Source organism: Aliivibrio logei, from assembly GCF_001691055.1.
Classification (GTDB): Bacteria; Pseudomonadota; Gammaproteobacteria; order Enterobacterales; family Vibrionaceae; genus Aliivibrio; species Aliivibrio salmonicida.
This window is the reverse complement of sequence record NZ_MAJU01000013.1, coordinates 162,013-188,617: the sequence shown is the minus strand read 5'-3', so window position 1 is coordinate 188,617 and position 26,605 is coordinate 162,013. Positions and strand designations below refer to the sequence as shown.

25 protein-coding genes and 2 tRNA genes are annotated in these 26,605 nt (G+C 40.2%); 4 read left to right on the top strand and 23 right to left on the bottom strand.

All coding sequences use genetic code 11. The features are described 5' to 3' along the window. Window positions 1-9: 9 nt before the first annotated feature. The 9 genes from deoA to A6E04_RS13985 all read right to left on the bottom strand — a co-directional run bounded on the left by deoA (window position 10) and on the right by A6E04_RS13985 (window position 8,070). Entirely contained in the window at window positions 10-1,341 is a 1,332-nt protein-coding gene (deoA, locus tag A6E04_RS14020; RefSeq protein WP_065611646.1) for a thymidine phosphorylase, read from the bottom strand. Between the two features lie 115 nt (window positions 1,342-1,456). Continuing rightward, a complete protein-coding gene (gene deoC, locus A6E04_RS14015; RefSeq protein WP_017021062.1) occupies window positions 1,457-2,233 on the bottom strand; it encodes a deoxyribose-phosphate aldolase in 777 nt (258 codons plus the stop codon). Window positions 2,234-2,517: 284 nt separating this feature from the next. Then, entirely contained in the window at window positions 2,518-2,688 is a 171-nt protein-coding gene (locus A6E04_RS14010; RefSeq protein WP_023604119.1) for a XapX domain-containing protein, read from the bottom strand. Between the two features lie 372 nt (window positions 2,689-3,060). Next, complete coding sequence (locus A6E04_RS14005) at window positions 3,061-4,344, bottom strand: NupC/NupG family nucleoside CNT transporter (protein ID WP_012549424.1); 1,284 nt, start codon at window positions 4,342-4,344, stop codon at window positions 3,061-3,063. Between the two features lie 199 nt (window positions 4,345-4,543). After that, window positions 4,544-5,329 (bottom strand): TatD family hydrolase, encoded by a 786-nt coding sequence (locus A6E04_RS14000; protein WP_017021060.1) that lies wholly within the window; start codon window positions 5,327-5,329, stop codon window positions 4,544-4,546. Continuing rightward, window positions 5,310-5,447 (bottom strand): hypothetical protein, encoded by a 138-nt coding sequence (locus tag A6E04_RS21175; protein ID WP_175286812.1) that lies wholly within the window; start codon window positions 5,445-5,447, stop codon window positions 5,310-5,312. The genes A6E04_RS14000 and A6E04_RS21175 overlap by 20 nt, the downstream gene beginning before the upstream one ends. 87 nt (window positions 5,448-5,534) lie before the next feature. Continuing rightward, window positions 5,535-7,115 (bottom strand): peptide chain release factor 3, encoded by a 1,581-nt coding sequence (prfC, locus tag A6E04_RS13995; protein WP_017021058.1) that lies wholly within the window; start codon window positions 7,113-7,115, stop codon window positions 5,535-5,537. Between the two features lie 117 nt (window positions 7,116-7,232). After that, window positions 7,233-7,679, bottom strand: a complete 447-nt coding sequence (gene rimI / locus A6E04_RS13990) for a ribosomal protein S18-alanine N-acetyltransferase (RefSeq protein WP_017021057.1) — start codon at window positions 7,677-7,679, stop codon at window positions 7,233-7,235. Further along, window positions 7,669-8,070 (bottom strand): DNA polymerase III subunit psi, encoded by a 402-nt coding sequence (locus A6E04_RS13985; protein WP_023604117.1) that lies wholly within the window; start codon window positions 8,068-8,070, stop codon window positions 7,669-7,671. The genes rimI and A6E04_RS13985 overlap by 11 nt, the downstream gene beginning before the upstream one ends. A gap of 168 nt (window positions 8,071-8,238) precedes the next feature. Between A6E04_RS13985 and A6E04_RS13980 the strand changes: the two genes are divergently transcribed. After that, window positions 8,239-8,445 carry a hypothetical protein gene (locus A6E04_RS13980; protein ID WP_044583184.1) on the top strand — a complete coding sequence of 69 codons (207 nt, stop codon included), beginning with the start codon at window positions 8,239-8,241 and terminating at the stop codon, window positions 8,443-8,445. A 321-nt stretch (window positions 8,446-8,766) separates the two neighbouring features. Here the strand turns inward: A6E04_RS13980 and A6E04_RS13975 are convergent, their stop codons facing one another. Together A6E04_RS13975 and ubiT are read right to left on the bottom strand one after the other, a co-directional pair. After that, window positions 8,767-9,270, bottom strand: coding sequence for a GNAT family N-acetyltransferase (locus A6E04_RS13975; protein WP_017021055.1), 504 nt, complete (start codon window positions 9,268-9,270; stop codon window positions 8,767-8,769). Continuing rightward, window positions 9,260-9,778, bottom strand: coding sequence for a ubiquinone anaerobic biosynthesis accessory factor UbiT (ubiT, locus tag A6E04_RS13970; protein WP_012549415.1), 519 nt, complete (start codon window positions 9,776-9,778; stop codon window positions 9,260-9,262). The genes A6E04_RS13975 and ubiT overlap by 11 nt, the downstream gene beginning before the upstream one ends. A 214-nt stretch (window positions 9,779-9,992) precedes the next feature. Here ubiT and A6E04_RS13965 point away from each other — a divergent pair, with 214 nt between their 5' ends. The 3 genes from A6E04_RS13965 to A6E04_RS13955 all read left to right on the top strand — a co-directional run bounded on the left by A6E04_RS13965 (window position 9,993) and on the right by A6E04_RS13955 (window position 14,125). Next, entirely contained in the window at window positions 9,993-12,020 is a 2,028-nt protein-coding gene (locus A6E04_RS13965; protein WP_017021054.1) for a sensor domain-containing protein, read from the top strand. 215 nt (window positions 12,021-12,235) lie between these two features. Beyond that, entirely contained in the window at window positions 12,236-13,237 is a 1,002-nt protein-coding gene (gene ubiU / locus A6E04_RS13960; RefSeq protein WP_017021052.1) for a ubiquinone anaerobic biosynthesis protein UbiU, read from the top strand. A 9-nt stretch (window positions 13,238-13,246) separates the two neighbouring features. Then, entirely contained in the window at window positions 13,247-14,125 is an 879-nt protein-coding gene (locus A6E04_RS13955; protein ID WP_017021051.1) for a U32 family peptidase, read from the top strand. A gap of 82 nt (window positions 14,126-14,207) precedes the next feature. Here the strand turns inward: A6E04_RS13955 and nlpI are convergent, their stop codons facing one another. The 12 genes from nlpI to glmM all read right to left on the bottom strand — a co-directional run bounded on the left by nlpI (window position 14,208) and on the right by glmM (window position 26,559). Beyond that, complete coding sequence (nlpI, locus tag A6E04_RS13950) at window positions 14,208-15,191, bottom strand: lipoprotein NlpI (protein ID WP_017021050.1); 984 nt, start codon at window positions 15,189-15,191, stop codon at window positions 14,208-14,210. A gap of 111 nt (window positions 15,192-15,302) precedes the next feature. Then, a complete protein-coding gene (gene pnp / locus A6E04_RS13945; protein ID WP_023604114.1) occupies window positions 15,303-17,432 on the bottom strand; it encodes a polyribonucleotide nucleotidyltransferase in 2,130 nt (709 codons plus the stop codon). 329 nt (window positions 17,433-17,761) lie between these two features. Continuing rightward, window positions 17,762-18,031 (bottom strand): 30S ribosomal protein S15, encoded by a 270-nt coding sequence (gene rpsO / locus A6E04_RS13940; protein WP_012549409.1) that lies wholly within the window; start codon window positions 18,029-18,031, stop codon window positions 17,762-17,764. 162 nt (window positions 18,032-18,193) lie between these two features. Continuing rightward, window positions 18,194-19,150 (bottom strand): tRNA pseudouridine(55) synthase TruB, encoded by a 957-nt coding sequence (gene truB, locus A6E04_RS13935; RefSeq protein WP_065611645.1) that lies wholly within the window; start codon window positions 19,148-19,150, stop codon window positions 18,194-18,196. Beyond that, window positions 19,150-19,557 carry a 30S ribosome-binding factor RbfA gene (gene rbfA / locus A6E04_RS13930; RefSeq protein ID WP_012549407.1) on the bottom strand — a complete coding sequence of 136 codons (408 nt, stop codon included), beginning with the start codon at window positions 19,555-19,557 and terminating at the stop codon, window positions 19,150-19,152. Before rbfA ends, truB begins: the two co-directional genes overlap by 1 nt. 113 nt (window positions 19,558-19,670) lie before the next feature. Then, window positions 19,671-22,346, bottom strand: a complete 2,676-nt coding sequence (gene infB, locus A6E04_RS13925; RefSeq protein WP_017021048.1) for a translation initiation factor IF-2 — start codon at window positions 22,344-22,346, stop codon at window positions 19,671-19,673. 23 nt (window positions 22,347-22,369) lie between these two features. Next, on the bottom strand, window positions 22,370-23,857 hold the full coding sequence (gene nusA / locus A6E04_RS13920) for a transcription termination factor NusA (RefSeq protein ID WP_012549405.1): 1,488 nt from the start codon (window positions 23,855-23,857) through the stop codon (window positions 22,370-22,372). Window positions 23,858-23,873: 16 nt separating this feature from the next. Next, window positions 23,874-24,329, bottom strand: a complete 456-nt coding sequence (gene rimP / locus A6E04_RS13915) for a ribosome maturation factor RimP (RefSeq protein ID WP_012549404.1) — start codon at window positions 24,327-24,329, stop codon at window positions 23,874-23,876. Window positions 24,330-24,496: 167 nt separating this feature from the next. After that, a tRNA-Met gene (locus tag A6E04_RS13910) sits at window positions 24,497-24,573 on the bottom strand. Window positions 24,574-24,643: 70 nt separating this feature from the next. After that, window positions 24,644-24,728 (bottom strand) — tRNA-Leu (locus A6E04_RS13905). 9 nt (window positions 24,729-24,737) lie between these two features. After that, window positions 24,738-25,070, bottom strand: a complete 333-nt coding sequence (gene secG / locus A6E04_RS13900; RefSeq protein ID WP_012549403.1) for a preprotein translocase subunit SecG — start codon at window positions 25,068-25,070, stop codon at window positions 24,738-24,740. Window positions 25,071-25,221: 151 nt separating this feature from the next. Continuing rightward, window positions 25,222-26,559, bottom strand: a complete 1,338-nt coding sequence (glmM, locus tag A6E04_RS13895; RefSeq protein WP_017020441.1) for a phosphoglucosamine mutase — start codon at window positions 26,557-26,559, stop codon at window positions 25,222-25,224. Window positions 26,560-26,605: the final 46 nt, after the last annotated feature.

The window sequence follows — 26,605 nt, the reverse complement described above, 5'->3', positions numbered from 1 at the left end:
GTTTCTTCCTTACACATCTTGTGAGCGAACTTTACGATAAACTTCCGGTGTCGCTTCTGGTTGTTCTTCGCTGATCACGATAGCGGCTTTAACTGCATCTGCAGCCTGCTGCCATTGATCTTCATTACGAGCATGGATCATCGCTAATGGTTGATTGCTATCAACGGTTTGACCTAAACGAATCATATCACTTAACCCGACCGCATAATCAATAGTATCGCTAGCAACACGACGACCGCCCCCCATACCCACGACTGCCATGCCTAAATCACGTGTATCCATCGTATTAACAAAGCCGGATTTGTCTGCAAATACAGGTTTAATGATTTGCGCGGTTTCTAAATGGTTATCGTAATTTTCGATAATGTCATTTGGTCCACCAAGACCAAACACCATTTTACCAAAACATTCTGCGGCTTTGCCGTTGTCTAACACTGCTTGCAATTTAATACGTGCTTCTTGTTCGTCTTTTGCTAAGTTCGCAATCACAAGCATTTCAGCACATAGCGCCATCGTAACTTCATATAAACGAGGATTACGGTATTCGCCAGTTAGGAAACGAATAGCTTCACGAACTTCTAATGCATTACCTGCAGTAGAGGCTAATACTTGATTCATGTCCGTCAGTAATGCGGTCGTCTTCGTGCCCGCGCCATTAGCAACAGCTACGATAGATTTAGCCAGCTCTTCTGATGCCTCATAAGTCGGCATAAATGCACCTGAACCGGCTTTTACATCCATCACTAATGAATCTAAACCTGCGGCTAATTTCTTAGAAAGAATAGATGCCGTAATCAATGAAATATTATCAACGGTTGCCGTTACATCACGAGTGGCATAAACACGCTTATCTGCCGGTGCTAAATCACCCGTTTGACCAATGATAGCTACGCCAGCTTCTTTGGTTACTTTTCCAAAAAGATCATTGTTTGGCATAATATTGTAGCCAGCAATGGATTCCAATTTATCTAACGTGCCGCCAGTATGACCTAAACCACGACCAGAGATCATAGGAACATAACCACCACATGCCGCCACCATAGGACCAAGCATTAATGAGGTTACATCACCAACACCACCGGTTGAATGTTTATCAACAATTGGGCCATCGAAGTTCATGTGGCTCCAATCAATTACCATTCCTGAATCACGCATTGCACACGTTAATGCGATACGTTCAGGCATCGTCATTTCATTAAAATAGACCGCCATTGCAAATGCTGCAATTTGACCTTCAGACACGGTATTTTTTGCAACACCTTGAATAAAAAAGTTAATTTCTTCTGTTGTTAGTACTTTATTGTCGCGTTTTCTACGAATAATCTCTTGTGGTAGATACATTAGTGCCTCCCCAATCTTGGTTGGGTAAATTAATATAGGTAGGGTTGAGGTAGGTGAAGCGGTAATGCCTCACCTAAGTCGATTTATTTATCGATATAAATCGAGTAACAGGAAACTAGTATGCAGATGGGTCTGCTGTTTCTGCTGTCACTTCTAATGTATTTAAAAGATTAGTCAGTAGGCTTGACGCACCAAAACGGTAGTGCATGTTATCAGCCCAATCGCCACCTAGAATATCATCAGCCATTGCTAGGTATGCTTGTGCATCTTCAGCAGTACGAACGCCGCCAGCAGGTTTGAAACCCACGGTTTTTGCTACGCCCATATCACGAATAACTTCTAACATCATGCGTGCATATTCTGGTGTTGCGTTCACTGGCACTTTACCAGTAGAGGTTTTAATGAAGTTAGCACCTGCTTCAATACAAATTTGAGACGCTTTCTTAATAAGTGCTTCTTCTTTTAGCTCGCCAGTTTCAATGATCACTTTAAGCAGAATATCGCCACACGCTTCTTTACATTGCTTAACCAGTTCAAAACCAACAGTTTCATTACCAGCAATCAATGCACGGTATGGGAAGACAACATCGACTTCGTCTGCGCCATAAGCAACCGCAGCTTTCGTTTCAGCCACCGCAATAGCAATATCATCATTACCGTGAGGGAAGTTAGTTACCGTTGCAATGCGAACATCAGGAGTCCCCTGTTCACGTAGCGTTTTTTTAGCAATAGGTACAAAACGAGGATAGATACAGACTGCTGCTGTATTGCCTACGGCTGTCTTCGCATTTTTACACAACGCAATAACGGCTTCATCTGTGTCGTTATCGTTTAGTGTGGTTAAATCCATCAACTTTAATGCACGTAGTGCAGCTGCTTTTAAATCGCTCATTGTTATCTCCGATAGAATAATATTCTTTGATAGTGCTGTTATATGCCTAAGCATAATACTGTATTGCTGTCTGAACTTTCGTTCTACATAAACAGCGTATGAGCGGACTTGATTCCTTGAAGAATTGAGCTGTAAAACGACGCCCAATCAATATCCTTTTTGCCGCCAGTACTTGGTACTGAAATAGCACCTCTTCATGAGGTACCGTTGAAATACTTGCTTATAGTATCAACACTTTATTGTGCCAACTAGTGAAAGCGTGTCTCCCTGTGAAAACACAGCGATTATGAAAAGAAACGCTCGATAATCCATTGATACCCGACAGCACCAAGGTAAACCCCAACAATTCCCATGACTCCGGAGAGGACGGGTGGTGCTGGAATAGGTAATTTAATGGCTGAAAATACAACGCCAACAATTAAACCGGCAAAAACCGACAGTAATACTTCATTCAACATAGTGAGCTCCCATGTTTTATTGTGTTTTTTAATCATAGCTCATTTAAATATGAATCTTTATTATGAGCAGTATTATAACAAGCTAATGAATGATGACTGGCGATGATAGGCAACGCAATCGGTTTGCATCTCACTCTTTTTACTTTAAATATTATGCCAATACAATTAATTAGATGTTCTCTTTATTACACAGGGAAATCATTTAGGAGTAAGACAAAAACACGGATAAGTAGTTACTCTATAATCCTCATTTTTACGAAGTTTGATCAATAATAATAAGCCCATGATCATTGATATTAAAAATAGACAGGCATAAAAAAACCCGCAACACGTTGCGGGTTTTTATCAGTCGTTTCTGTCTCTATAATATTAGATAGATAAGAATAGACCTGCAATTGTTGCTGACATTAAGTTAGATAATGTACCAGCAGCAACGGCTTTCATGCCCATCTTAGCGATGTCATGACGACGTTCAGGAGCAAGGCTACCTAAACCACCAAGTAGGATTGCTACAGAAGAAAGGTTAGCAAAACCACATAGTGCGAATGAAATGATTGCTTTCGTTTTCTCAGACATTTCAACGCCAGTTTGAGCAACTAACATGCCGCCATCAGCAACGTCTTTTAGGTAAGGTGCAAAGTTTAAGTAAGCAACGAATTCGTTAACTACTAATTTTTGACCTAAGAACGAACCTGCAACTGTCGCTTCTTCCCACGGCACACCGATTAGGAAAGCAACTGGAGCAAATACGTAACCAAGAATAAGTTCTAGCGTAATTTCTGGCATACCGAACCAACCACCAACACCACCTAGGATACCGTTGATTAGAGCGATTAGACCGATGAATGCAAGAAGCATTGCACCTACGTTTAACGCAAGTTGCATACCTGTTGCAGCGCCTGCTGCTGCTGCATCGATTACGTTAGCTGGTTTGTCATCGCCTTTGTTATCAAGTGCATCAAATTGATCAACCGGTGTTTCTGTTTCTGGTTTAAGAATTTTAGCAAATAGAAGACCACCAGGAGCTGCCATGAATGACGCCGCGATTAGGTACTCTAGAGGCACGCCCATAGACGCATAACCAGCAAGAACACCACCAGCAACAGAAGCTAGACCACCACACATTACTGCAAACAATTCTGATTGAGTCATTTTTGGAATGAATGGACGAACAACTAGAGGCGCTTCTGTTTGACCAACGAAAATATTCGCTGTAGCAGAAAGAGATTCCGCACGAGAAGTACCCAGTGCTTTTTGAAGAGCACCACCTAAGAAGTTAATCACAACTTGCATGATACCAAGGTAATAAAGTACCGCAGTCAATGATGCAAAGAACACGATTACAGGAAGTACACGCAGTGCGAATACGAAACCGCCGCCACCAAATACTTCAAACATTTTATTCGATACTAAGCCACCGAATAAGAATTCGATACCCGTGTTACCGTAGTTGATTACATTCGCAACCGCTTCAGATGCACCTAACAGTACATCACGACCCACAGGTACGTATAGTATGAATGCACCTAGAATAAATTGAATGGCAAAAGCGCCACCGACAGTACGTAGATTGATTGCTTTACGGTTATCAGATATTAGTACTGCAAATGCAAGCAGCGCTACTATCCCAACCAAGCTCATTAACAGGCTCATAGTTAAAAGTTTCCCTAAAATTGATTGTTGGCGTGTTTCAAATTAGCGGGGGCGATTATACTCATTGAACCACCAAGAAAGTAATGCCGCTGTCACATATTCTGCTAACGTACATCGTACATTCATTCATTAGTGTGATCTTTATCACTAACGAATATCTAAAGATTCATCAATTACATCTAAAGCAATGACTAATAACTCAAATCCCAAACAAATGATTGGCATTTCTGTAAACAGCATTCGCAATCGTTTCCCTCGGTTCTTTTCGTATCAAAATTAAACATTCTAGGATATTAGAGACTTTATCTGGGCTATTAGGCGTCCCTTGAAATCCAGATAATGGCATATCTGGCGCGTCAGTTTCTAACATCAACCACTCTAAAGGAAGCTCAGAAATTGTTCTTTTTGTTTTCATCGAACGCTCATAACTAATCACTCCCCCTACACCGATGAAAAAACCGAGTTTAATAAATGCTTCAGCTTGTTGCGTACTACCACTAAAACCGTGGATCACCCCACCTTTCAATGGTTTTATCTCTCGTAATATCTTCAATACCACATCATGACTTTTACGGCTGTGGATAATCAAAGGTAATTCGTACTTTACAGCTAACTTACATTGCATTTTAAATACGTTCATTTGATGCTTTTTATCGTACTCTTGATTCCAAAAATCCAATCCACACTCACCAATAGCGACGCATTTATTCGCCTTATTCGCCTTATTCGCCAATAATACCTCTAACTTTTTCACATCATCTTCATCGTTCTCAGTTAAAAATTGAGGGTGAATACCTAATGCATAATAAAGTTCGGGATATTGATGAGAGAGTCGTTCTACCGTCTCCCAATTGCTTGAATTAACACTAGGAATGATCAGCTTTTTCACACCAACAGAGCGTGCCTTTTCTAAATAAAAAAGTTCATTGTCTTTAAAAGGCGGAAAATCAAAATGACAGTGCGAATCAATCAGTTTTGTTGTCATTGCTTATCTCTTCTTTTTTATAAGGCACACAACTGCGTTTATTTTCTGGTGTTAACCCTAATGAGAGGCACCAAGCGTCATATTTTTCAACCCACTGCTTTATTGTCTTCCAAATCATAATCACCATCTCCCTTTAAACACCAATACTATAGATACAAAAACGGAGCCTACATAGGCTCCGTTTAATTATATTCACTTTAATAAATTAGTGTTCACGCGTTGCTCTAAATTGAACATCAGGAAAGCGTTCTATCGCTAAATTCAAATTAACCATCGTTGGGGCGATATACGTTAAGTTATTGCCACCATCTAATGCTAGGTTAGTTTGATTCTTACGCTGGAATTCATCTAGCATTTTGCCATCAGAACATTCAACCCAACGAGCGGTTGCAACACTGATGCCTTCATAAATAGCTTCTACGTTATATTCAGATTTCAAACGAGAAACAACCACATCAAACTGAAGAACACCAACCGCACCAACGATCAGATCATTGTTTTGTAATGGACGGAAAACCTGTACAGCACCTTCTTCAGATAATTGCACAAGTCCTTTCAGCAATTGTTTTTGCTTTAGTGGATCACGAAGACGAATACGACGGAACAGTTCAGGGGCAAAGTTAGGGATCCCTGAGAATTTCAAATTTTCACCTTGAGTAAAGGTATCACCAATTTGAATCGTACCGTGGTTATGCAAGCCAATAATATCACCCGCATAGGCCACTTCAGCACGAGCACGGTCACCTGCCATAAAGGTTACCGCATCAGAAATACTGATGTTTTTACCTGTACGAACGTGGTTCATTTTCATGCCTTGAGTATAAGTACCTGACACGATTCGCATAAAGGCAATACGGTCACGGTGTTTAGGATCCATGTTTGCTTGGATTTTAAACACAAAGCCAGAGAATTTTTCTTCTGTCGCTTCAACTGGACGCTCTGTCGCTTCACGGGTTTGTGGCGCAGGAGCCCATTCCGTCAAGCCTTCAAGCATATGATCAACACCGAAGTTACCTAGTGCCGTACCAAAGTAGACTGGCGTTAGCTCTCCTTTAAGGAAAAGCTCTAAATCAAATTCATGAGCAGCACCAATAACCAGCTCTAACTCTTCTCGAACACTGAGCGCAAGTTCATTACCAATTGCAACATCAAGCTCTGGGTTATCAAGGCCTTTGATCGTACGCACTTCTTGGATCTCATGGCCATGGCCAGATTGATACAAGATCGTTTCATCACGGTGAATGTGATAAACACCTTTAAATTCTTTACCACAACCAATCGGCCATGAAATAGGAGCACAAGCCATACCTAGCTCACTTTCTACTTCATCAAGCACTTCCATTGGGTCTCGTACTTCACGGTCCATTTTGTTCATGAACGTTACGATTGGTGTATCACGTAAACGCGTTACTTCCATCAATTTACGAGTACGATCTTCGACACCTTTCGCGGCATCGATAACCATTAGACATGAATCAACCGCCGTTAATGTACGGTAGGTATCTTCAGAGAAGTCTTCGTGCCCAGGAGTATCAAGAAGGTTAACAAGGCAACCGTTAAATGGAAATTGCATTACTGACGTAGTAACAGAAATACCACGTTCTTTTTCCATTTCCATCCAGTCTGATTTTGCGTGCTGGTTTGAACCACGACCTTTTACCGTTCCCGCTTTTTGAATCGCGTTTCCGAATAATAATACTTTTTCAGTAATGGTTGTTTTACCCGCATCCGGGTGAGAAATGATGGCAAACGTTCTACGTTTACCCACTTCTTGTAAAAAAGACATAAGCGTTGATAATCCTGTAAGATTTCAGAAAGGATGTAATTAATCGAGATTATACTCAAAGACGTTCATTATCTAAAGCATCGAATTAAAATAACCTTCGCGATTAGATAATAGGCATTAAAAGAATATGTAACTCATGATAATCGCGTCTTCTTTACCATTCGATGTTGGGTAATAATCATGACGACGCGTTACTTCATTAAAGCCTTCAGATTCATACAATGAAATGGCTTTTGCATTACTTTCACGTACTTCTAGCCATGCAGACTCTGCTTTTTGTTCCATGCACATATCAATAAAAAATTCAGTTAATTTACGACCAAACCCTTTCCCTTGATACGCAGGATCAACAGCAACATTAAGTAATGTAACTTCTCCAACGACATTCTGAGCATAAAAATACCCGACGACCTTTCCCTCGACCAACATCACTCGGTGTTGAGCACAGCGACTTTCTAGATCGCGGATCATAGATTCAGCCCAAGAGTGTGAATGAGCGGTTTGCTCAATACGCCAAATATCATCTAAATGGGATTCGGTTATCAATTGAATATTAATTGTCATAAGAACAAATTTGTCGCCATAGGTCGCGTCGTAATTGAGTATTTGTATGCATTTCAGATAAAAGAGGAGAATTCAGTATCTGAACCCCTTCCAATTCAGTAACAGGCACACCAGAGAACCAACACCAATTTAAATGGTGTTCCGCCACATACTCTAACGACTCGGAAGAAAGAAATAACGCCTGTTCAGGTTTCAGCTTCATACTCGCAAGTACTTTGCCAAATAAATAAGCATCACGCTCTGTAGGAATTGATTCAGCAATAAAAAGTAACTGACACGTTTCAGGTAATGAAATAGTGCTTGTTTCTAATGTAGGAAAATATTCAACGTGGCGGATCTGCCAAACAGAAATATCCATCTCATTCAAAAACTGTAACGCTTGTTTTGGCATGTCAATTTACCCTTAGCTTTGAGGCAAAGAATTTTAACAACATTCTAGAGCTGATGCCACTTGAAGCGTCTTAAAAAGTAAACACCTCATCATTTTTACCTTTACCTGACTTTCAATAAACTACAATTGGATAATGTGCCGCTCTATTTTTATACAAGGTCTATCATTATGAAGAAACAATTGCTGACGACCGCAGGGATTTGCTCGGCAATAGCCATCGTTATATTTGTCATTTTACTTAATACCATAGCGGTAAACACAGCATATGCAAAAGGTAACGATGAATGGATTCTAATTGGTGAAAACGTAATTAATTTAAAAACTGAAACAGATAAAATAAAACCTATCGCATTAATCAAAAAAGACCACAATTAATTGTTTTAAGCTAAGAAAATTTAACTGGCGTAGTATAAGAAAGGAAAATGTAGCTCTGTGGGAACGTAAATAATGATACCAAACATGACGTTAATCACTTTTAAAACTTTCACGCCTTGAATATTCACGAAACTGATAATACCATTAGTATTCACAATAGAAATACAAGAGGTTAACATATGAATATGAAGAAACAGCTTATTTTAAGCTCTGGCTTATTCTCTTTATTATCAGTACTCACCCTAGGTTTCTTAGTTAGTATTTCATAAACCATGAATGCTCTCTATGTTATTTTTAACATAAATAGAGAGCATCTACTTTCTACAAATCGTTAAATTCAGGGCAATATTCAATTAAGCCTGAACGACCTGTTAAAAACTCAGCATCACACGCTTTTACCATAAAGGCACCTTCTGGCACTTCCCATTGGCATGACATGTTATATTTTTCAGCCGCTTCAAAACCAAAACGCTGGTAATAAGCCGGATCGCCTAAAACGACACACACCGGATAACCAAGTTCTGTTAGTGTTTCAAACGCTTCTTTCATCATTGCCGTCGCAACACCTTGCTTTTGATATTCTTTTTTAACACACAGTGGCGCTAATCCTTGCCAAGCGATGTCTTCCCCATTAATCGTCACAGGGCTAAATAAACAGTGACCAATCAACTCTCCATCATCATTACAAGCAACCAATGATAAGGTTAAGTGACTGTTTTCACGTAAAGACATCACAAGTTTAGCTTCAGCAGTAGTATCAAAAACTGATTTTACTAATAGATCAATAGTAAGAATATCAGCGGGTGCTTCAGTTCTAATAAGCATTAAGGCTCTCTTTTACTTCAATCTTTTGCAAACCTTGTTGTACAAAATTTGCCAAAGTCATTAATGCTTGGTTTAAAGGTTTAGGCAGTGAATCAAGATCAACACTGTCCATTAAGTTTTTCACTTCAAGACCAAGCTCTGTATCACCTTCAATTTTTAGGCGACGTTGAAAAAATAGAGTATCTGGATCTTCTTTACGGCCAGCAATTAAAATAAGATCATTTAATTCACCGCTAAAGCTCACATCATCAACTTCTATTTTGTCCGAGACTATCAGTTTTTCATCTTGATAACTGATAAACCACTGCAATTCGAGATCAAGAATCGAAACTTTCAACCATTTATCTTCAAGAAACTCAAAATCACCGTCTTCAAGCGCTTCATGAAAGACTTGTTTCAAACCTTCGAGTAAGATCTTCTTCTGCACCGATACTGGTACAACCTTCGCCGGTACTTTTAAGACAGAGGCCGCATTTTCTACTAACGTTGAACGAATTTTATTAAACACTCTCAATTTCCATCACATTTGGTCGATAACTGTAGGTCAGTATAAATTGATTGATTGAGTTCTAACCTGTTTCGCATCAAAAAAACCACTTATTGCGAATAGAGGTGGATAATAGGGTTTCATTCAATGTATATTTTATCGTCCAAATTATTAATAGCTAAAATACCAATGAATCTGGTCGTAATTTGTCTTATTTACTAAAGCGGTAACCACTATGTCTCTTGCTCAAATACAACATTGGCTTCCTTTACTAACAGACAATAGCCCCTTCTTGTTTGCCATTCTGGATTCAGACCATAAATACGTTACGGTGAATAACCGATATAGTGAGATAAGTGGATTAAATCGAGAATCACTCTGTGGTCGAACTGATCCTGAAATTTTGGGTGAGCATTTCTATTCTTCATTAAAATCCTACTATGACCGAGCATTCAATGGCGAAAAAATAGAAGCTGAAATCACCTTAAATGATCATCGCTTTGAAACCAGTCTTCATTTTAGTTTATTTCCAATAGAGCAAGACGGTAATACTTATATTGTATTCCATGCCGTCGATACATCAGAACGACAACTCTTACTTAATTCGTTAGAAGAGAGTGAGTCAAAATATCGTAAGTTAACCGAGCTTCTCACTGATGCGGTTTTCTTATTAGAAGGCGACATCATCGTTTCTGCCAATACCGCATCAGCCACAATATTAGGGTTTAATAAACCATCAGAGTTTATTGGTGAAAGCATTGAACAATTATTCAGTTCACCGTCAAAAACGAAATCGTTATCTGAATTAATTACTGCTCTTCCTTCTGAGCAACAACTCGTTGTTCGAAGCTCTGCTAACTGTGCAACTCGTGCTGAATTAAGTTTAAGTGTAGAAAAGACGCATGTTCTGGGTAGTACCGCTCATCTGGTTATCCTTAAAAATAAAAAACCAACAGAAAAAAATGTAGCCATTTGCTCACCTCAAGTTGATCTTTTAACTGGGATTTATAACCGCCACGGTTTTACTCATGTTATTGAGAAAATGATCAAAGAAGACATTCCATTTTTCATGCTCTATCTTGATATTGATAATTTTAAAAACATTAATGACTCTTTAGGCCACCACATTGGTGATCGAGTACTAAAAGAGATATCGACTCGCTTACAAAAACTGCTACCAAAACACGCCGTAGTTGGGCATTTAGGCGGCGATGAATTTGGCATTATCTTTCCGAAACCAGAACATAATCAAATCCTTGACCAACTTGCTGAAAAAATCATTAACTTAATAAACCAACCTTTTGATTTAGTACACTTTTCAAAACGATTAGCTTGCTCTATTGGCAGTGTTCAATACCCTGTAGATGGAACAGATGCACGTAGTTTGTTACAAAATGCAGATACTGCGATGTACGAAGCAAAAGATCGTGGTCGCAATCGTTTGATCAAATTCCATGATCAAATGAATAAAGAAGCAAGAATGCGTTTATGGTTAGAAATCGAATTACAAAAAGCACTGCAAAATAATGGACTCGAAGTCTGGTACCAACCCAAAGTCAGTGCCCGTGATTTCAGAATTAATGGCGCAGAAGCCCTCGTTCGTTGGAAACATCCGGTTGAAGGTTACATTAGCCCCGCTCGATTTATTCCTGTCGCAGAACGCTCAGGTTTAATAGAAACTCTCGGCAAAGTGGTTATGCGTGAGGTTTTCCAAACGGTAAAAGAATGGGGTAACCAAGGTATTTTACCCGGTCGTATTGCTATCAATTTATCTCCAGCACAATTTGGTAATCCACAACTCATTGAGTATATGGAAAGATTACTAAAAACGACCCAAGTCGACCCTAATTGCATTACCTTGGAATTAACCGAAAGTGCCGTAATGAGTGATGGTGAACATGCGATTCAGATGCTCGATGCCATTAAAAAACTGGGATTTACATTGTCGATAGATGATTTTGGAACGGGCTATTCTTCCCTTGCTTATTTAGCAAGATTCCCTGTCGATGAATTAAAAATCGACCGTGGTTTCATTAGTGAAATTGATACACTACCAAAACAAATTACTATTATTGAAAACGTGATTAATCTCGGAAAAAACTTAAATATGGACATTGTTGCTGAGGGAGTAGAAACAAGACAACAAGCAATGCTACTGTCCAGTTTAAATTGTGATTCGATACAAGGCTTCCATTTCTATAAGCCTCAGCCAAAACAAGAGATTGAAGCGCTATTAGTACAGAACAAACGCGCATCATCCTAGCAAATATCTCAACTTGATACCTAGAGAGAAACCACCACTTTCTAGGTATTACTGCCCCCGACTTCCAAGTTAAACAACAAATTACGACACTTAGTCCATTCCATCACCAAGTCTTTATTTTAAGGACAAAACAACAAAAAACCTGCCTTACATCAAGTTCCTTATTTTTCTTATCTCTATCATAGAGCATCAGATTTTTGTAACTAGGTATTCTCATGGAACTCCTCTGCCCAGCTGGTAATTTACCTGCATTAAAAACCGCCATTGATTGTGGCGCTGATGCTGTTTATATCGGCTTTAAAGACGATACAAACGCACGCCATTTTGCTGGTTTAAATTTCACAGGTAAAAAGCTTGAGAAAGCAGTGCAATATGTTCACGATAATAATAAGCATATTCATGTCGCGCTAAATACTTTTGCGCACCCAGACGGCTTCAATCGCTGGACAAAAGCGGTAGATAATGCAGCCGCAATGGGCATTGATGCACTTATCATTTCAGACATTGGTGTTTTAGAATATGCAGCTAATACTTACCCAGAATTAGAGCTGCATTTATCTGTTCAAGCCTCTGCAACAAACGTTGCTGCCATCGATTTCTATAAAAAGAATTTCAATATTAAACGCGTTGTCTTACCCCGCGTATTATCGATTCATCAAGTGAAGCAATTATCACGTAACTTAACCTCAGACGTAGATCTTGAAGTTTTTGCTTTTGGTAGTTTATGCATAATGTCTGAAGGGCGTTGTTATCTCTCTTCTTATATGACCGGTGAATCACCAAATACCGTGGGTGCTTGCTCCCCTGCAAAATACGTTCGCTGGCAAGAAACAGAAAACGGATTAGAATCACGATTGAATAATATTCTGATCGATCGTTATGGTGAGGGTGAAAACGCTGGCTATCCTACGTTGTGTAAAGGCCGCTTTGATGTCCAAGGAAAAACATTTCACGCATTAGAGGAGCCAACCAGTTTAAATACCCTATCTTTGGTTCCTGAGTTATTTGCAGCCAACGTCGCGTCAGTAAAAATTGAAGGTCGCCAACGCAGCCCTGCTTATGTGGAACAAGTAACTCGTACATGGCGTGCAGCGATTGATCGCTATAAAGCAAATCCTGAAGGTTATTCTGTTGAACCTCAATGGGATGCAACATTAGCGAATGTATCAGAAGGCACACAAACTACCCTTGGTGCTTACCATAAGAAATGGCAGTAGGAGAAAATAATGAAATATGCACTTGGTCCACTGCTGTATTTTTGGTCTAAAGATAATGTAGAACAATTTTATCAACAGGCTTCAAATAGCCAAGCTGATATTATCTATTTAGGTGAAAGTGTTTGCTCTAAACGAAGAGAAATAAAACCTAAAGACTGGTTTTCAATAGCCAAGGATCTATCAAGTTCAGGAAAACAAGTTGTGCTGTCAACGATGGCTCTTTTAGAAGCGCCAAGCGAAGTCAATGCGATGAAAAAGTACATTGATAATGGCGATTTTATTATTGAAGCTAATGATGTATCAGCAATTCAACTTGCCTCAGAAAGTAAGGTTCCATTTGTTGTTGGCCCTGCGGTTAACTGCTATAACGCCCAAACATTGAACTTATTCTTAAAGCAAGGTATGACTCGTTGGTGTATGCCTGTAGAGCTTTCACGTGAATGGCTCAACAATGTGCTAATACAATGTGATGAGTTAGGTATTAAAGGAAAGTTTGAAACCGAAGTGTTCAGTTATGGTTATCTTCCTTTGGCCTATTCTGCTCGATGCTTCACCGCAAGAGCCGAGAACAAACCAAAAGATGAATGTGAAACCTGTTGTATCAAATACCCAAACGGTATCACTGTAAATAGTCAAGAAGGTCAAGAAGTCTTCACTCTTAATGGCATCCAAACTCAATCAGGTTATTGCTATAACTTAATTAATGATCTACCAAGCATGATTGATCTCGTTGATGTCGTCAGATTGAGTCCATTGAGCGTAGATACGTTCGATGAAATAAATAAATTCAAACTCAACGAAAAAGGAATTGAAAAGTATCAACTAAACGATTCCCGTCATTGCAATGGTTATTGGCATAATATTGCTGGGCTTGCTGTTCAAATGTAGCAGTGAGTTTTCGCTATAAATAAAAAGCCCTTATCTTTTAAAATAAGGGCCTTTTATATTATGAACCACTAAATAATCTATATTATTTAGTGGTCGCTTCTTTCTTTAATTCTTCTTTTTCTACACTGTCTTGCTCTGGGCTATTCTGCTTTTCTTTCACTTCTAACGCTTGCTGTTCTTTCTGTTTTTGTTCTTGTAATTCACGCAGCGTTTTAAAGATATTACCCAGTTCAATGAAAGAGTAACGATGTTCTACAAATTCATACACATTATTTGACATCGCTAACTTGTATAATGCTATCGCATTAGGGTAGTCCCCTTCATACTGATAACGCTTACCAAGGTAAAAATACCCTTCTGTTAGTTTCTGAGCAAGTGCGGTATTATTTCGAGTCGTCGTTAAGATTTTTTGAAAGAAAGCATCATCCGATGTTTCTTTTAAAATAACACCCGCTAAATCCCAACCAAAATCTTCATCTGTTCTTTCTTGGTACTGTATTTTAAATGCTTCTGTTGCGGCTGTCGCATCCACATTTAAACCAATCCAATATAACCAAATAGCACGGTACGGATCACTTGGTGCATCATTATAGTGTTTCTTTGCTATCTCATAAGCTTGGTCATAACGCTCACCATAATAAAGGGCAATCGCTAAATTTCGTTCTGCAAATTGATTCGATGGATCTAATTCTAAGGCAGAATCGAAGGCTTCATAAGCACCATCAAAATCGGTATTTTGCGTGTAGTAAACACCCAAAATATTAAATACATCACTTTGATCTGGTTTTAAATTTAAAGACTGAGTAAAGTCCACTCGCGCTAAATCACGTAGCCCTAAACTGTCATTTATTAACCCACGATCATAAAACATTTTTGCACGAGTTACGTCGTCAATATCAGTGCGTAATAATAATTGATTAAGTCGAGAAAGTTGAATCTCCTGCTGAATACTCGGTTGTAAAGGCACTGCCATTGGCGGGTACATCCAACTTGAAGAATCCTTTGTTGATGCACATCCTGATAATATTAAGACGGCACTGACTAGCGTAATTCGAATCCAATTCACTCATTATCTCCTATAATAAATCTATTTTTACTCGCCCTAATGCAAAAAAAAAGGGAGCATCTCTGCTCCCTTTATAACACGCTTTACATCAAAAGACTGTAATCAATCAGATTATTCTGCGTCTTTTGCTTCAGTTGCAGCAACAGGGTTTAGCTCTGCAGTTGCTTCTTTAATACTTAGACGAATACGGCCTTGACGGTCTATTTCTAGTACTTTAGTTTGAACTTCTTGACCAACTTGTAGATGGTCAGCAACTTTCTCAATACGCTCTTCAGCGATTTGAGAAATATGAACTAAACCTTCTTTAGGACCAAGAACCGTAACGAACGCACCGAAATCTACGATACGCATTACTTTACCTGGGTAGATTTTACCCACTTCAACTTCAGCAGTAATCTCTTCGATACGACGGATAGCTTCTTGTGCAGCAGCACCTTCAGTCGCAGCGATTTTGATAGTACCATCGTCTTCGATTTCGATAGTTGTACCAGTCTCTTCAGTTAGAGCACGGATAACAGCGCCACCTTTACCGATAACATCTTTGATCTTATCTGAGCTGATTTTCATTGTATGGATACGAGGTGCAAATTGTGAGATATCTTCACGAGCGCCTGAGATTGCTTCATCCATAACAGAAAGGATGTGCTTACGCGCACCTTGTGCTTGGTTTAGAGCGATCTGCATGATCTCTTTAGTGATACCTTCAATTTTAATGTCCATTTGAAGTGCAGTAATACCAGCATTAGTACCCGCAACTTTAAAGTCCATGTCACCTAGGTGATCTTCGTCGCCAAGGATGTCAGAAAGAACAACGAAATCATCGCCTTCTTTAACAAGACCCATTGCGATACCAGCAACAGATGCTTTAATTGGAACACCAGCATCCATAAGCGCTAGAGATGTACCACATACAGAAGCCATTGAAGATGAACCGTTAGATTCAGTGATTTCCGATACTACACGTACTGTGTATGGGAATTCTTCAACAGAAGGCATAACCGCTTGGATACCACGTTTAGCCAGTTTACCGTGGCCGATTTCGCGACGCTTAGGTGAACCAACAAAACCAGTTTCACCAACACAGTATGGAGGGAAGTTATAGTGTAGAAGGAAGTGATCTTTCTTCTCACCCATTAAGCTATCGATAATTTGAGCATCACGTTGTGTACCAAGCGTTGCAGTAACAAGTGCTTGAGTTTCACCACGAGTGAATAGAGCTGAACCGTGAGTACGAGGAAGAACACCAGTACGTACATCTAGCGCACGAACCATGTCTTTTTCACGGCCATCGATACGTGGGTGACCAGCAATAATGCGGCTACGTACTACGTTTTTCTCTAGAGCACCAAGCATACCGCGGATTTCACGTTCGTCTAGTGCTTCATTTTGAGCTAGAAGTGCTGCAACAGCTTCGCTTTTGATTGCGCCAACTTGCTCGTAACGCGCCATTTTTTCAGTAATTTGGTACGCTTCAGAAAGACGAGTTTCTGCAAGTTCTGCAACTTGTGCTTTAAGCTCAGCGTTTACTACAGGTGCTTCCCAGTTCCAAGACGGAGTTGCAACTTCAGCAGCAAATTCGTTGATTGCTTTGATTACTACTTGTTGTTGGTCATGACCAAATACAACAGCAGAAAGCATTTCTTCTTCAGATAGGTTATCTGCTTCAGATTCAACCATTAATACAGCAGCTTCTGTACCAGACACTACTAGGTCTAGTTTAGAGTTTGCAAGCTCAGTGTTTGATGGGTTAAGAACAAGCTCACCGTTGATATGACCAACACGTGCAGCACCGATAGGACCATTAAATGGAACACCCGCAATAGAAAGTGCCGCAGACGTTGCGATCATAGTGATCATGTCTGGGTTTACGTCAGGGTTGATAGAAACAACCGTAGCGATAACTTGAACTTCGTTTTTAAACGCACTTGGGAAAAGTGGACGAATTGGACGGTCAATTAGACGAGCCGTTAATGTTTCTCCTTCAGAAGGACGACCTTCACGCTTAAAGAAACCACCAGGGATTTTACCAGCAGCGTAAGTACGCTCTTGGTAGTTAACTGTTAGTGGGAAGAAATCTTGACCCGCTACTGCTTCTTTCTTAGCAACAACAGAAACGAATACTGATGTATCGTCCATGCTTGCCATTACTGCTGCAGTTGCTTGACGTGCCATTACGCCCGTCTCTAGTGTTACGGTGTGGTTACCGTACTGGAATGATTTTACGACTGGTTTCTCGAACATTTTTTTTCCTTTGGTCTTAATACACATATATTTCTATCTGCAACTAAAACACTTTACGTAGATGGTTCAACATATTACCAGTCGCGACTAGTACAAATTTACTTAATAAAAGATAACTTGTAATAGTCGCGACCTAGTGGCCGACTTCGGTGACTGTAATACGATGAATAAGATTATATTGTCAAAACGCACACTGCGATTTCAACGGCCACAGTATACCCCAATTAGGGCAATATGCGAGTTTCAGAATTGAAAAATGGGAATTGCAGGCATAAAAAAAGGAGCGATAAACGCTCCTTTTTTCAAACTGTCTTTACAGACATCGCAAATTAGCGACGTAGGCCTAGACGTTTGATTAGATCTTGGTAACGAGTACTGTTTTTACCTTTAAGGTAATCAAGAAGCTTACGACGGCTTGAAACCATACGTAATAGACCACGACGGCTGTGGTGATCGTGCTTGTGATTAGCAAAGTGACCTTGAAGGTGGTTGATAGAAGCAGTAAGTAGTGCAACTTGTACTTCTGGTGAACCTGTATCGTTTTCACATTGTGCGTATTCTGCAACGATTGCTGCTTTAGTTTCTGCATTCAGAGACATAAATCTCTCCTGAGTAAGAGTGTTTAATATTTGCAGCAGCCAATCTCTGATTCAGCCACTACGCGAAGAGCGAATTATACGGATGAACAATAATAAAGCAATAAAAAAGAGTAAAAACACCAAGGCCTTTACTCTTTCTTAATTATATTGCTTCAATGCGACTTATTTGTCTTCTTCGATTTCACCTCTAAATACAACTAAACGCTTTGGTGCAACTCGACCATCATCATCAATATGACCAATACCAATAAATAAACGTTCTTCACCAGATGTCATGCGAACAATGCCATCTTGTGGAGCGCCAAATACTTGAACAGGCTGACCATGTAAAACATGATCGGCTAATTCTGTGATCATATTTACTTCAGGTAAATCTTGTACTGCAGAATCCATAGGCATTAATAGAGGATCAAGTAATTCACGAGGTGAAATCTCTTCACGATGTGCTTTCTCTAATAATGCTTCAAGATGTTCAATCGTCACCATATTTTCATATGGGTAATTTGACACCCCAGTGCGGCGTAAATACGTTACGTGAGCACCACAACCCAACATTTCGCCAAGATCATCCGTTATTGTTCGAATGTAAGTGCCCTTTGAACAATGCACTTCCATTTCAACTTCATGACCTTCAAAACGGATTAATTCAATAGAATAAACCGTAATTTTACGAGACTTACGAGGAACTTCAATGCCTTCACGTGCGTATTCATACAAAGGGCGACCTTCATGCTTTAACGCAGAAAACATTGATGGAATTTGATCTGTCGTGCCACGAAACTTAGCAATGCAACGCTCAAGCTGACCACGGTCAACTTTTACTTCACGAGTTTCAACCACTTCACCATCAGAGTCAGATGTATTTGTGCGTTCACCTAATTTAGCAACCACACGATAACGCTTGTCTGAATCTAGTAAGAATTGAGAAAACTTCGTCGCTTCACCAAAACAAAGAGGCAGCATACCTGTAGCAAGAGGATCAAGCGCACCAGTATGGCCCGCTTTCTCTGCAAAGTAGATGCGTTTTACTTTTTGCAATGTATCGTTCGACGTAATTCCTGCCGGTTTATCAATTAAGATAACACCATCAATAGGACGACCCTTACGACGACGAGCCATTACTCTTCCCCTTCGTCAGATTCAGTACGACCTGATTCTGCCATTTTACGCTTATCAGTATTCACAACATCTGATACTAGGTTAGACATGCGCATACCTTCGACTAAAGTGTTGTCGTAAGTAAAACGTACTTCAGGCGTTAAACGGTGACGAATACGTTTACCAAGCATCATTCGAACAGGTACTTCGTGTTCTTTCAATGCCGCTAGACATGTTTCAGGTGTTTGCTCACCAACACAGAAAAAAGTAACGAATACTTTTGCGTAAGCAAGATCACGAGATACTTCAACATCTGAAATAGTCACCATACCAATACGTGAATCACGAACTTCACGTTGTAGAATTACGGCTAATTCTTTTTGTAGCTGTTGCGACACACGTTGTGCGCGGCTAAATTCTTTTGACATATCATTTCTCACTTAGAAAGATGGGGGGCGTGGTAATTACCAGCCCCCCATGGTGTATTTAACAACCGATTACCCTATTATTTTTATTTAATAATAGGTGTAATTATAGTCAATTAATCAAGAGTACGTTGAATCTCAACAATTTCGAATACTTCGATTTGGTCACCAACGCGAACATCATTGTAGTTCTTAACGCCGATACCACATTCGTAGCCATTCTTAACTTCTGGCATGTCATCTTTAAAGCGACGTAGTGATTCTAGTTCACCTTCGTAAATTACGATATTGTCACGTAATACACGGATTGGGTTATTACGCTTAATCGTACCTTCAGTAACCATACAACCAGCAACAGCACCAATCTTAGGAGATTTGAATACTTCACGTACTTGTGCAAGACCAATGATTTCTTGACGGAATTCAGGAGCAAGCATACCGCCCATCGCTTGTTTAACTTCGTCAATCAATTGGTAAATGATTGAGTAGTAACGAAGATCTAGGTTTTCATTTTCGATTGTACGACGTGCACTTGTATCAGCACGTACGTTGAAGCCTAAAAGAATCGCATTTGAAGCCGCAGCAAGAGTTGCATCAGTTTCAGTAATACCACCAACACCAGAACCTACGATGTTAACTTTAACTTCGTCAGTTGATAGTTTACGTAGTGAATCAGCAATCGCTTCAACAGAACCTTGAACGTCCGCTTTAAGTACAACGTTACATTCAGCAACTTCACCAGCTTCCATGTTTGCAAACATGTTTTCTAGTTTCGCTTTTTGTTGACGAGCAAGTTTCACATCACGGAATTTACCTTGACGGTAGTTCGCAACTTCACGAGCTTTACGCTCATCACGAACAACAGTCGCTTCATCACCTGATGCAGGAACGCCTGAAAGACCAAGGATCTCAACAGGAATTGATGGGCCAGCACTGTCAATGTCTTTACCGTTTTCATCGCGCATAGCACGAACACGGCCATACTCTTGACCACAAAGAACGATGTCGCCCTTGTGTAAAGTACCTGATTGAACAAGAACAGTAGCAACTGGACCACGACCTTTATCAAGACGAGATTCAACAACAACACCTGATGCCATACCTTCTTTAACCGCAGTTAATTCAAGTACTTCAGATTGAAGAAGGATAGCTTCTAGAAGACCTTCAATGTTAGTGCCTTGCTTAGCAGAGATGTGAACAAACATGTTCTCACCGCCCCACTCCTCAGGAATAATGTCATATTGAGCAAGCTCATTTTTAACATTATCTGGGTTAGCGCCTTCTTTATCGATTTTGTTTACAGCAACAATCAGAGGTACACCAGCCGCTTTTGCGTGTTGGATAGCTTCGATTGTTTGTGGCATAACACCATCATCTGCAGCAACAACAAGAACAACGATATCCGTCGCTTGAGCACCACGAGCACGCATTGCAGTAAAGGCTGCGTGTCCAGGAGTATCAAGGAAAGTGATCATACCGTTGTCAGTTTCAACGTGGTATGCACCGATGTGTTGTGTGATACCACCAGCTTCAGCGTCAGCAACGTGTGCGCGACGAATGTAATCCAGTGTAGATGTTTTACCGTGGTCTACGTGACCCATGATAGTAACAACTGGTGCACGGCCTTCAACCGTTGCGCTGTTATCACGATCAGACAGTACCGCTTCTTCTAATTCGTTTTCTTTACGAAGAACCACTTTATGACCCATTTCTTCAGCAACTAATGCTGCAGTTTCTTGGTCAATAACTTGGTTGATAGTCGCCATAGCGCCCATCTTCATCATAACTTTAATTACTTCAGTTGCTTTAACTGACATTTTGTTTGCAAGTTCAGAAACAACAATTGTTTCACCAATCGCAACATCTTGCTTAGCAACAGTCGCTGACTTATCAAAGCCATGTTGCATAGAGGTTGGTTTGTTAACTTGAGGTTTTCTGTTACGTCCGCCACGTTGGTTGCGACCACCGCGTTCTACTGGTGCCGCTTTCGCTTTTTTCTTACGACGACGTGGCTGTTGCTCATCTTTACGGTCAGCTGCATCTTCAGCTTCACGAGCGTGAGTTGACGTTGTTACATGATAATCAGCCGTTTTTTCAGCAGCTGTTTTCTTTTGTTCTTCTTCTTTCCAACGGCCTTCGTTTTCTTCAGCCAGTTTACGTGCATCTTCAACTAGTTTTGCAGCTTCTGCTTCTGCTTTACGAGTCGCTTCTGTTTCCTGACGAAGTTTCAATTCATCAGCTTCTGTTTTTGCTTGATCATTTTTAGTAGTCATTTCTTTTTTAGCCTTTTCAGTCTTAGTGCGTTTCGCTGTTTGTTCTGCGTCACGCTTTACTTTGACTTCTGCTTCTGCTTCACGTTTAGCTTTTTCTTCCGCTTCACGTTTAGCCTTTTGTTCAAGTTCGCGAACGGCAGCTTCCTCTGCGTCACGTTTGGCCTTGTCTTCAGCCTCTACTTTCATTTGCTCAGTTTTTTTCTCTTCTTCAAGCGTGCTCGCTTTTACATAAGTACGTTTTTTACGCACTTCTACTTGCACATCTTTACTTTTACCGCCAGAACCAGCAACACTTAACGTGCTACGAGTTTTGCGTTGAAGAGTGAGACGGGTTGGTGAAGCACTTTCATCAGCGCTACCATGCTCTTTTTTTAGATGAATAAGCAATGATTGCTTTTCACCTTCAGAAACAGAGTCTCCATCTTTTTTATTAATACCAGCATCTGAAAATTGCTGAAGTAAGCGGTCAACTGGAGTTCCAATGTCTTCACTAAGTGCTTTTACCGTAAGCTTTGTCATACCGCTTCTCCTTGCTGAAATAATTATGCTTCGTCGCTAAACCAACAAATATTACGTGCAGCCATGATTAACTCACCAGCACGTTCTTCTGTTAAGTCTTCAATATCAGACAACTCATCAACACCTTGGTCTGCAAGATCTTCAAGTGTAATTACACCTTTAGCTGCAAATTTAAATGCCAATTCACGCTCTAGACCTTCAAGAGCAAGTAAGTCTTCTGCTGGTTCAATACCATCAAGAGACTCTTCTTGTGCTAGTGCAAGAGTTGTTAATGCTTCTTTAGCGCGAGTACGAAGAAGATCCACTGTTTCTTCGTCTAAAGCTTCCACTTCTAATAGTTCGTTTACTGGTACGTAAGCGATCTCTTCAAGCGTAGTGAAACCTTCTTCAACTAATAGTTGAGCAAAATCTGCATCAATGTCTAAATGCTTAACAAATGCATCAATAGAACCTTGAGCTTCTTCTTGGTGCTTCTTATTAAGGTCAGCAACCGTCATTACGTTAAGTTCCCAACCAGTTAGTTGAGACGCTAGACGTACATTTTGACCACTACGGCCAATTGCCTGTGCTAGATTATCAGCTTCAACAGCAATATCCATCGTATTGTTGTCTTCATCTACAATAATAGAAGCCACTTCTGCTGGAGCCATAGAATTGATAACAAACTGTGCAGGATTATCATCCCAAAGCACGATATCAATACGTTCACCACCAAGATCATTTGATACAGCTTGAACACGAGCGCCACGCATACCAACACACGCACCAACAGGATCAATTCGTTTATCGTTTGTTTTCACAGCGATTTTAGCACGAGAACCTGGATCACGAGCAGCGGCTTTAATTTCAATCAGTTCTTCACCGATTTCAGGCACTTCAACGCGGAACAATTCAGTTAACATTACACCTTTTGAGCGAGTCATGAATAACTGGAAACCGCGAGCTTCTGGTTTAACTGCATATAGCAGACCACGAACACGGTCACCTGGACGGAAATTTTCACGTGGAAGTTGATCTTCACGTAAAATAACCGCTTCAGCGTTGCTACCTAGATCAACGATAATTGCATCGCGGTTTACTTTTTTAACGATACCAGTGATTAACTCACCTTCGTTATCAATAAACTGCTCAACGATCATTGCACGCTCAGCTTCACGTACTTTTTGTACGATAACTTGCTTCGCTGTTTGTGTCGTAATACGGTCAAACGTTACTGATTCGATATCATCTTCAATAAAACCACCGATTTCGATTGTTTCATCTTCAAATTGTGCCGCTTCAATAGAAATTTCTAATGTAGGGTGCTCAACTTGAGCAACCGCAACCCAACGACGGAAAGTTTCAACTGCACCTGTTTTGCGATCAATCGCTACACGTACTTCAATTTCCAGCGCAGATTTTTTCTTTGTTGCTGTTGCTAATGCGATTTCTAATGCTTCAAAAATTCGTTCACGAGGAACAGCTTTTTCATTTGATACTGCTTCTACAACAGCTAAGATTTCTTTGTTCATTTTAGCCTCTTCAGCCTTAAAATTTAGGAACTAAGTTCGCCTTTGAAATGTTGCTTAACGCAAATTCTTCATTGTTACCATCAACTGTAACCGTAACAATTTCACCGTTAATGTCCAGAATGTCTCCTTTCCATTTACGACGGTTATTCATCGGCATCTTTAATACAAGGCTGACCTCGTGACCAACAAATTGTTGATAATGTGCTGCTTTAAACAGTGGACGTTCAAGACCTGGAGACGAAACCTCTAGGTTATATGCTACTGTGATTGGATCTTCTACATCCATTACAGCACTGATTTGACGACTAGCTTCCGCACAGTCTTCTACAAATATGCCATTTTCATGATCGATAAAAACACGTAACGTTGAATGTTCACCCGCACGAATAAATTCTAAACCGACCAATTCATAACCTAAAGCACCAACAGGAGCCTCAAGCATTTCTGTTAGTTGTCTTTCTAATCCTGTCATTGATATCCCCTGAAAACAAAAAAAGGGCACTAAAAGGCCCAATTTTTTAAAAAACAGTCTGTTTCAGATAGCAAAAAACCCCGATAATTGCGGGGTTTAATACTGCTGGACCCTGAATGCCACTTGCGTGACTTATCTAATAATAGCAATTACTCTTACTAGATAATTGGTTGCGGGAGCCGGATTTGAACCGACGACCTTCGGGTTATGAGCCCGACGAGCTACCAAACTGCTCCATCCCGCGTCCGAAAAGAACAAAGAAAGTATAGTTTCTTTATCCTTTTATTACAAGAATCAGATTCTTGTCTGAAATATGGTGCCGAGAGAGGGACTTGAACCCTCATACCCTAAGGCACTAGCACCTCATGCTAGCGTGTCTACCAATTTCACCATCTCGGCTAAATTCGTTTAAAGAGGAACGTCGCTGTTTTCAGTAGCAGGAACGTCACTCACATTATCAGTTACTTGCTCTGTTGCTTGTTGATCTAATTTAAGATCAAAGCCTTCAGATTTGTGCGTAGACATATTGCCTAATGCTAAACTGATAATAAAAAATACTGTTGCACAAATTGCAGTCATTCGAGTTAAAAAGTTTCCAGAGCCACCAGAGCCAAATACTGTATTTGATGCTCCAGCCCCAAATGAGGCTCCCATATCTGCGCCTTTACCGTGTTGTACCAATACTAGGCCAATTACACCGACTGCGGCAATCAGATAAATCACAAGTAGAATCGTATGCATTCCGTCACCTATGTATCTAATTAATGTACCGGTAGCCCATTGGCAACACCAGCGCGCTCTCAATTAAGAGGCCGGAGGATATTAACCAAACTAGGCTACTATGACAAGCTAAAATTAACAAAAAACGTTCAATTTCATTTAATTGCTTAAATTAACAGCTTTCTTTCACTGCATCTACAATTTGAAGAGCATATTGCTGCACAAGCTCAGCATTTTCACCTTCAACCATAACGCGAATTAATGGTTCAGTTCCTGATTTTCGTAATAAAACTCGACCATTATCACCAAGTTTAGTTTCTACATCAGCCTGAGCTGCTTTAACTAACTCGGTATCTAATGGATTATTATCACCAACAAAACGGATATTTTCCAAAACTTGCGGGAATAACGTCATGCCATTACAAAGTTCTTTCAATGACATTTTACTGCCAACAATTGATGCTATAACTTGCAGAGCCGCTACAATTGCATCCCCCGTCGTTACTTTGTCTAATAAAATAACATGACCTGAATTTTCAGCGCCAATTTTCCAATTATTTTCCAATAATTTTTCCATGACGTAACGGTCACCAACGTTAGAGCGAACAAAAGGTATACCTAAATTACGCAAAGCTACTTCCATGCCCATATTGGTCATTAGAGTACCTACAACACCACCCTTTAACTCACCACGACGTAATGCATCACGGGCAATAATATAGGCAATTTGGTCACCATCGACTTTATTACCAAGATCATCAACCATAATGATGCGGTCACCATCACCATCAAAAGCGACACCAAAGTCGGCTTTTTCTTCAAGTACTTTTGCTTGTAAGGCGCGAACATCCGTTGCCCCTACTTCATGATTGATGTTCGTACCATTAGGCTCACAACCAATCGTAATAATCTCTGCACCAAGCTCTTTAAAAACATTAGGGGCAATATGGTATGTCGCCCCATGAGCACAATCGACAACCATTTTAACGCCAGCTAAGCTAAGTTCTTTTGGAAATGTACTTTTACAAAACTCGATATAACGACCAGCCGCATCATTTAAACGTGACGCTTTACCTAATAATGCCGATTCAACACACGTCATTGGTTTATCAAGTTCAGCTTCAATCGCCATTTCGATATCATCCGGTAATTTCGTACCTTCAGATGAGAAAAATTTAATGCCATTATCGTAATACGGATTATGAGAAGCCGAAATAACGATACCGGCTTCGGCACGAAAAGTTTGCGTTAAATACGCAACTGCTGGGGTTGGCATTGGGCCAGTGAACTTCGCTTTAAGGCCTGCGGCAGCTAAACCCGCTTCTAATGCAGATTCCAACATGTAGCCTGAAATACGCGTGTCTTTACCGATAATAACTTTCTTTGTACCTTGTTTAGCCAATACTTTTCCGGCAGCCCAACCAAGTTTCATAACAAAATCAGGAGTAATCGGCGCTTGCCCCACTAATCCACGAACTCCATCTGTTCCAAAATATTTACGCTCAGCCATGTTGTACTCCATGTTTTAATTTTAATAATTTATTCTTTAAATGAGC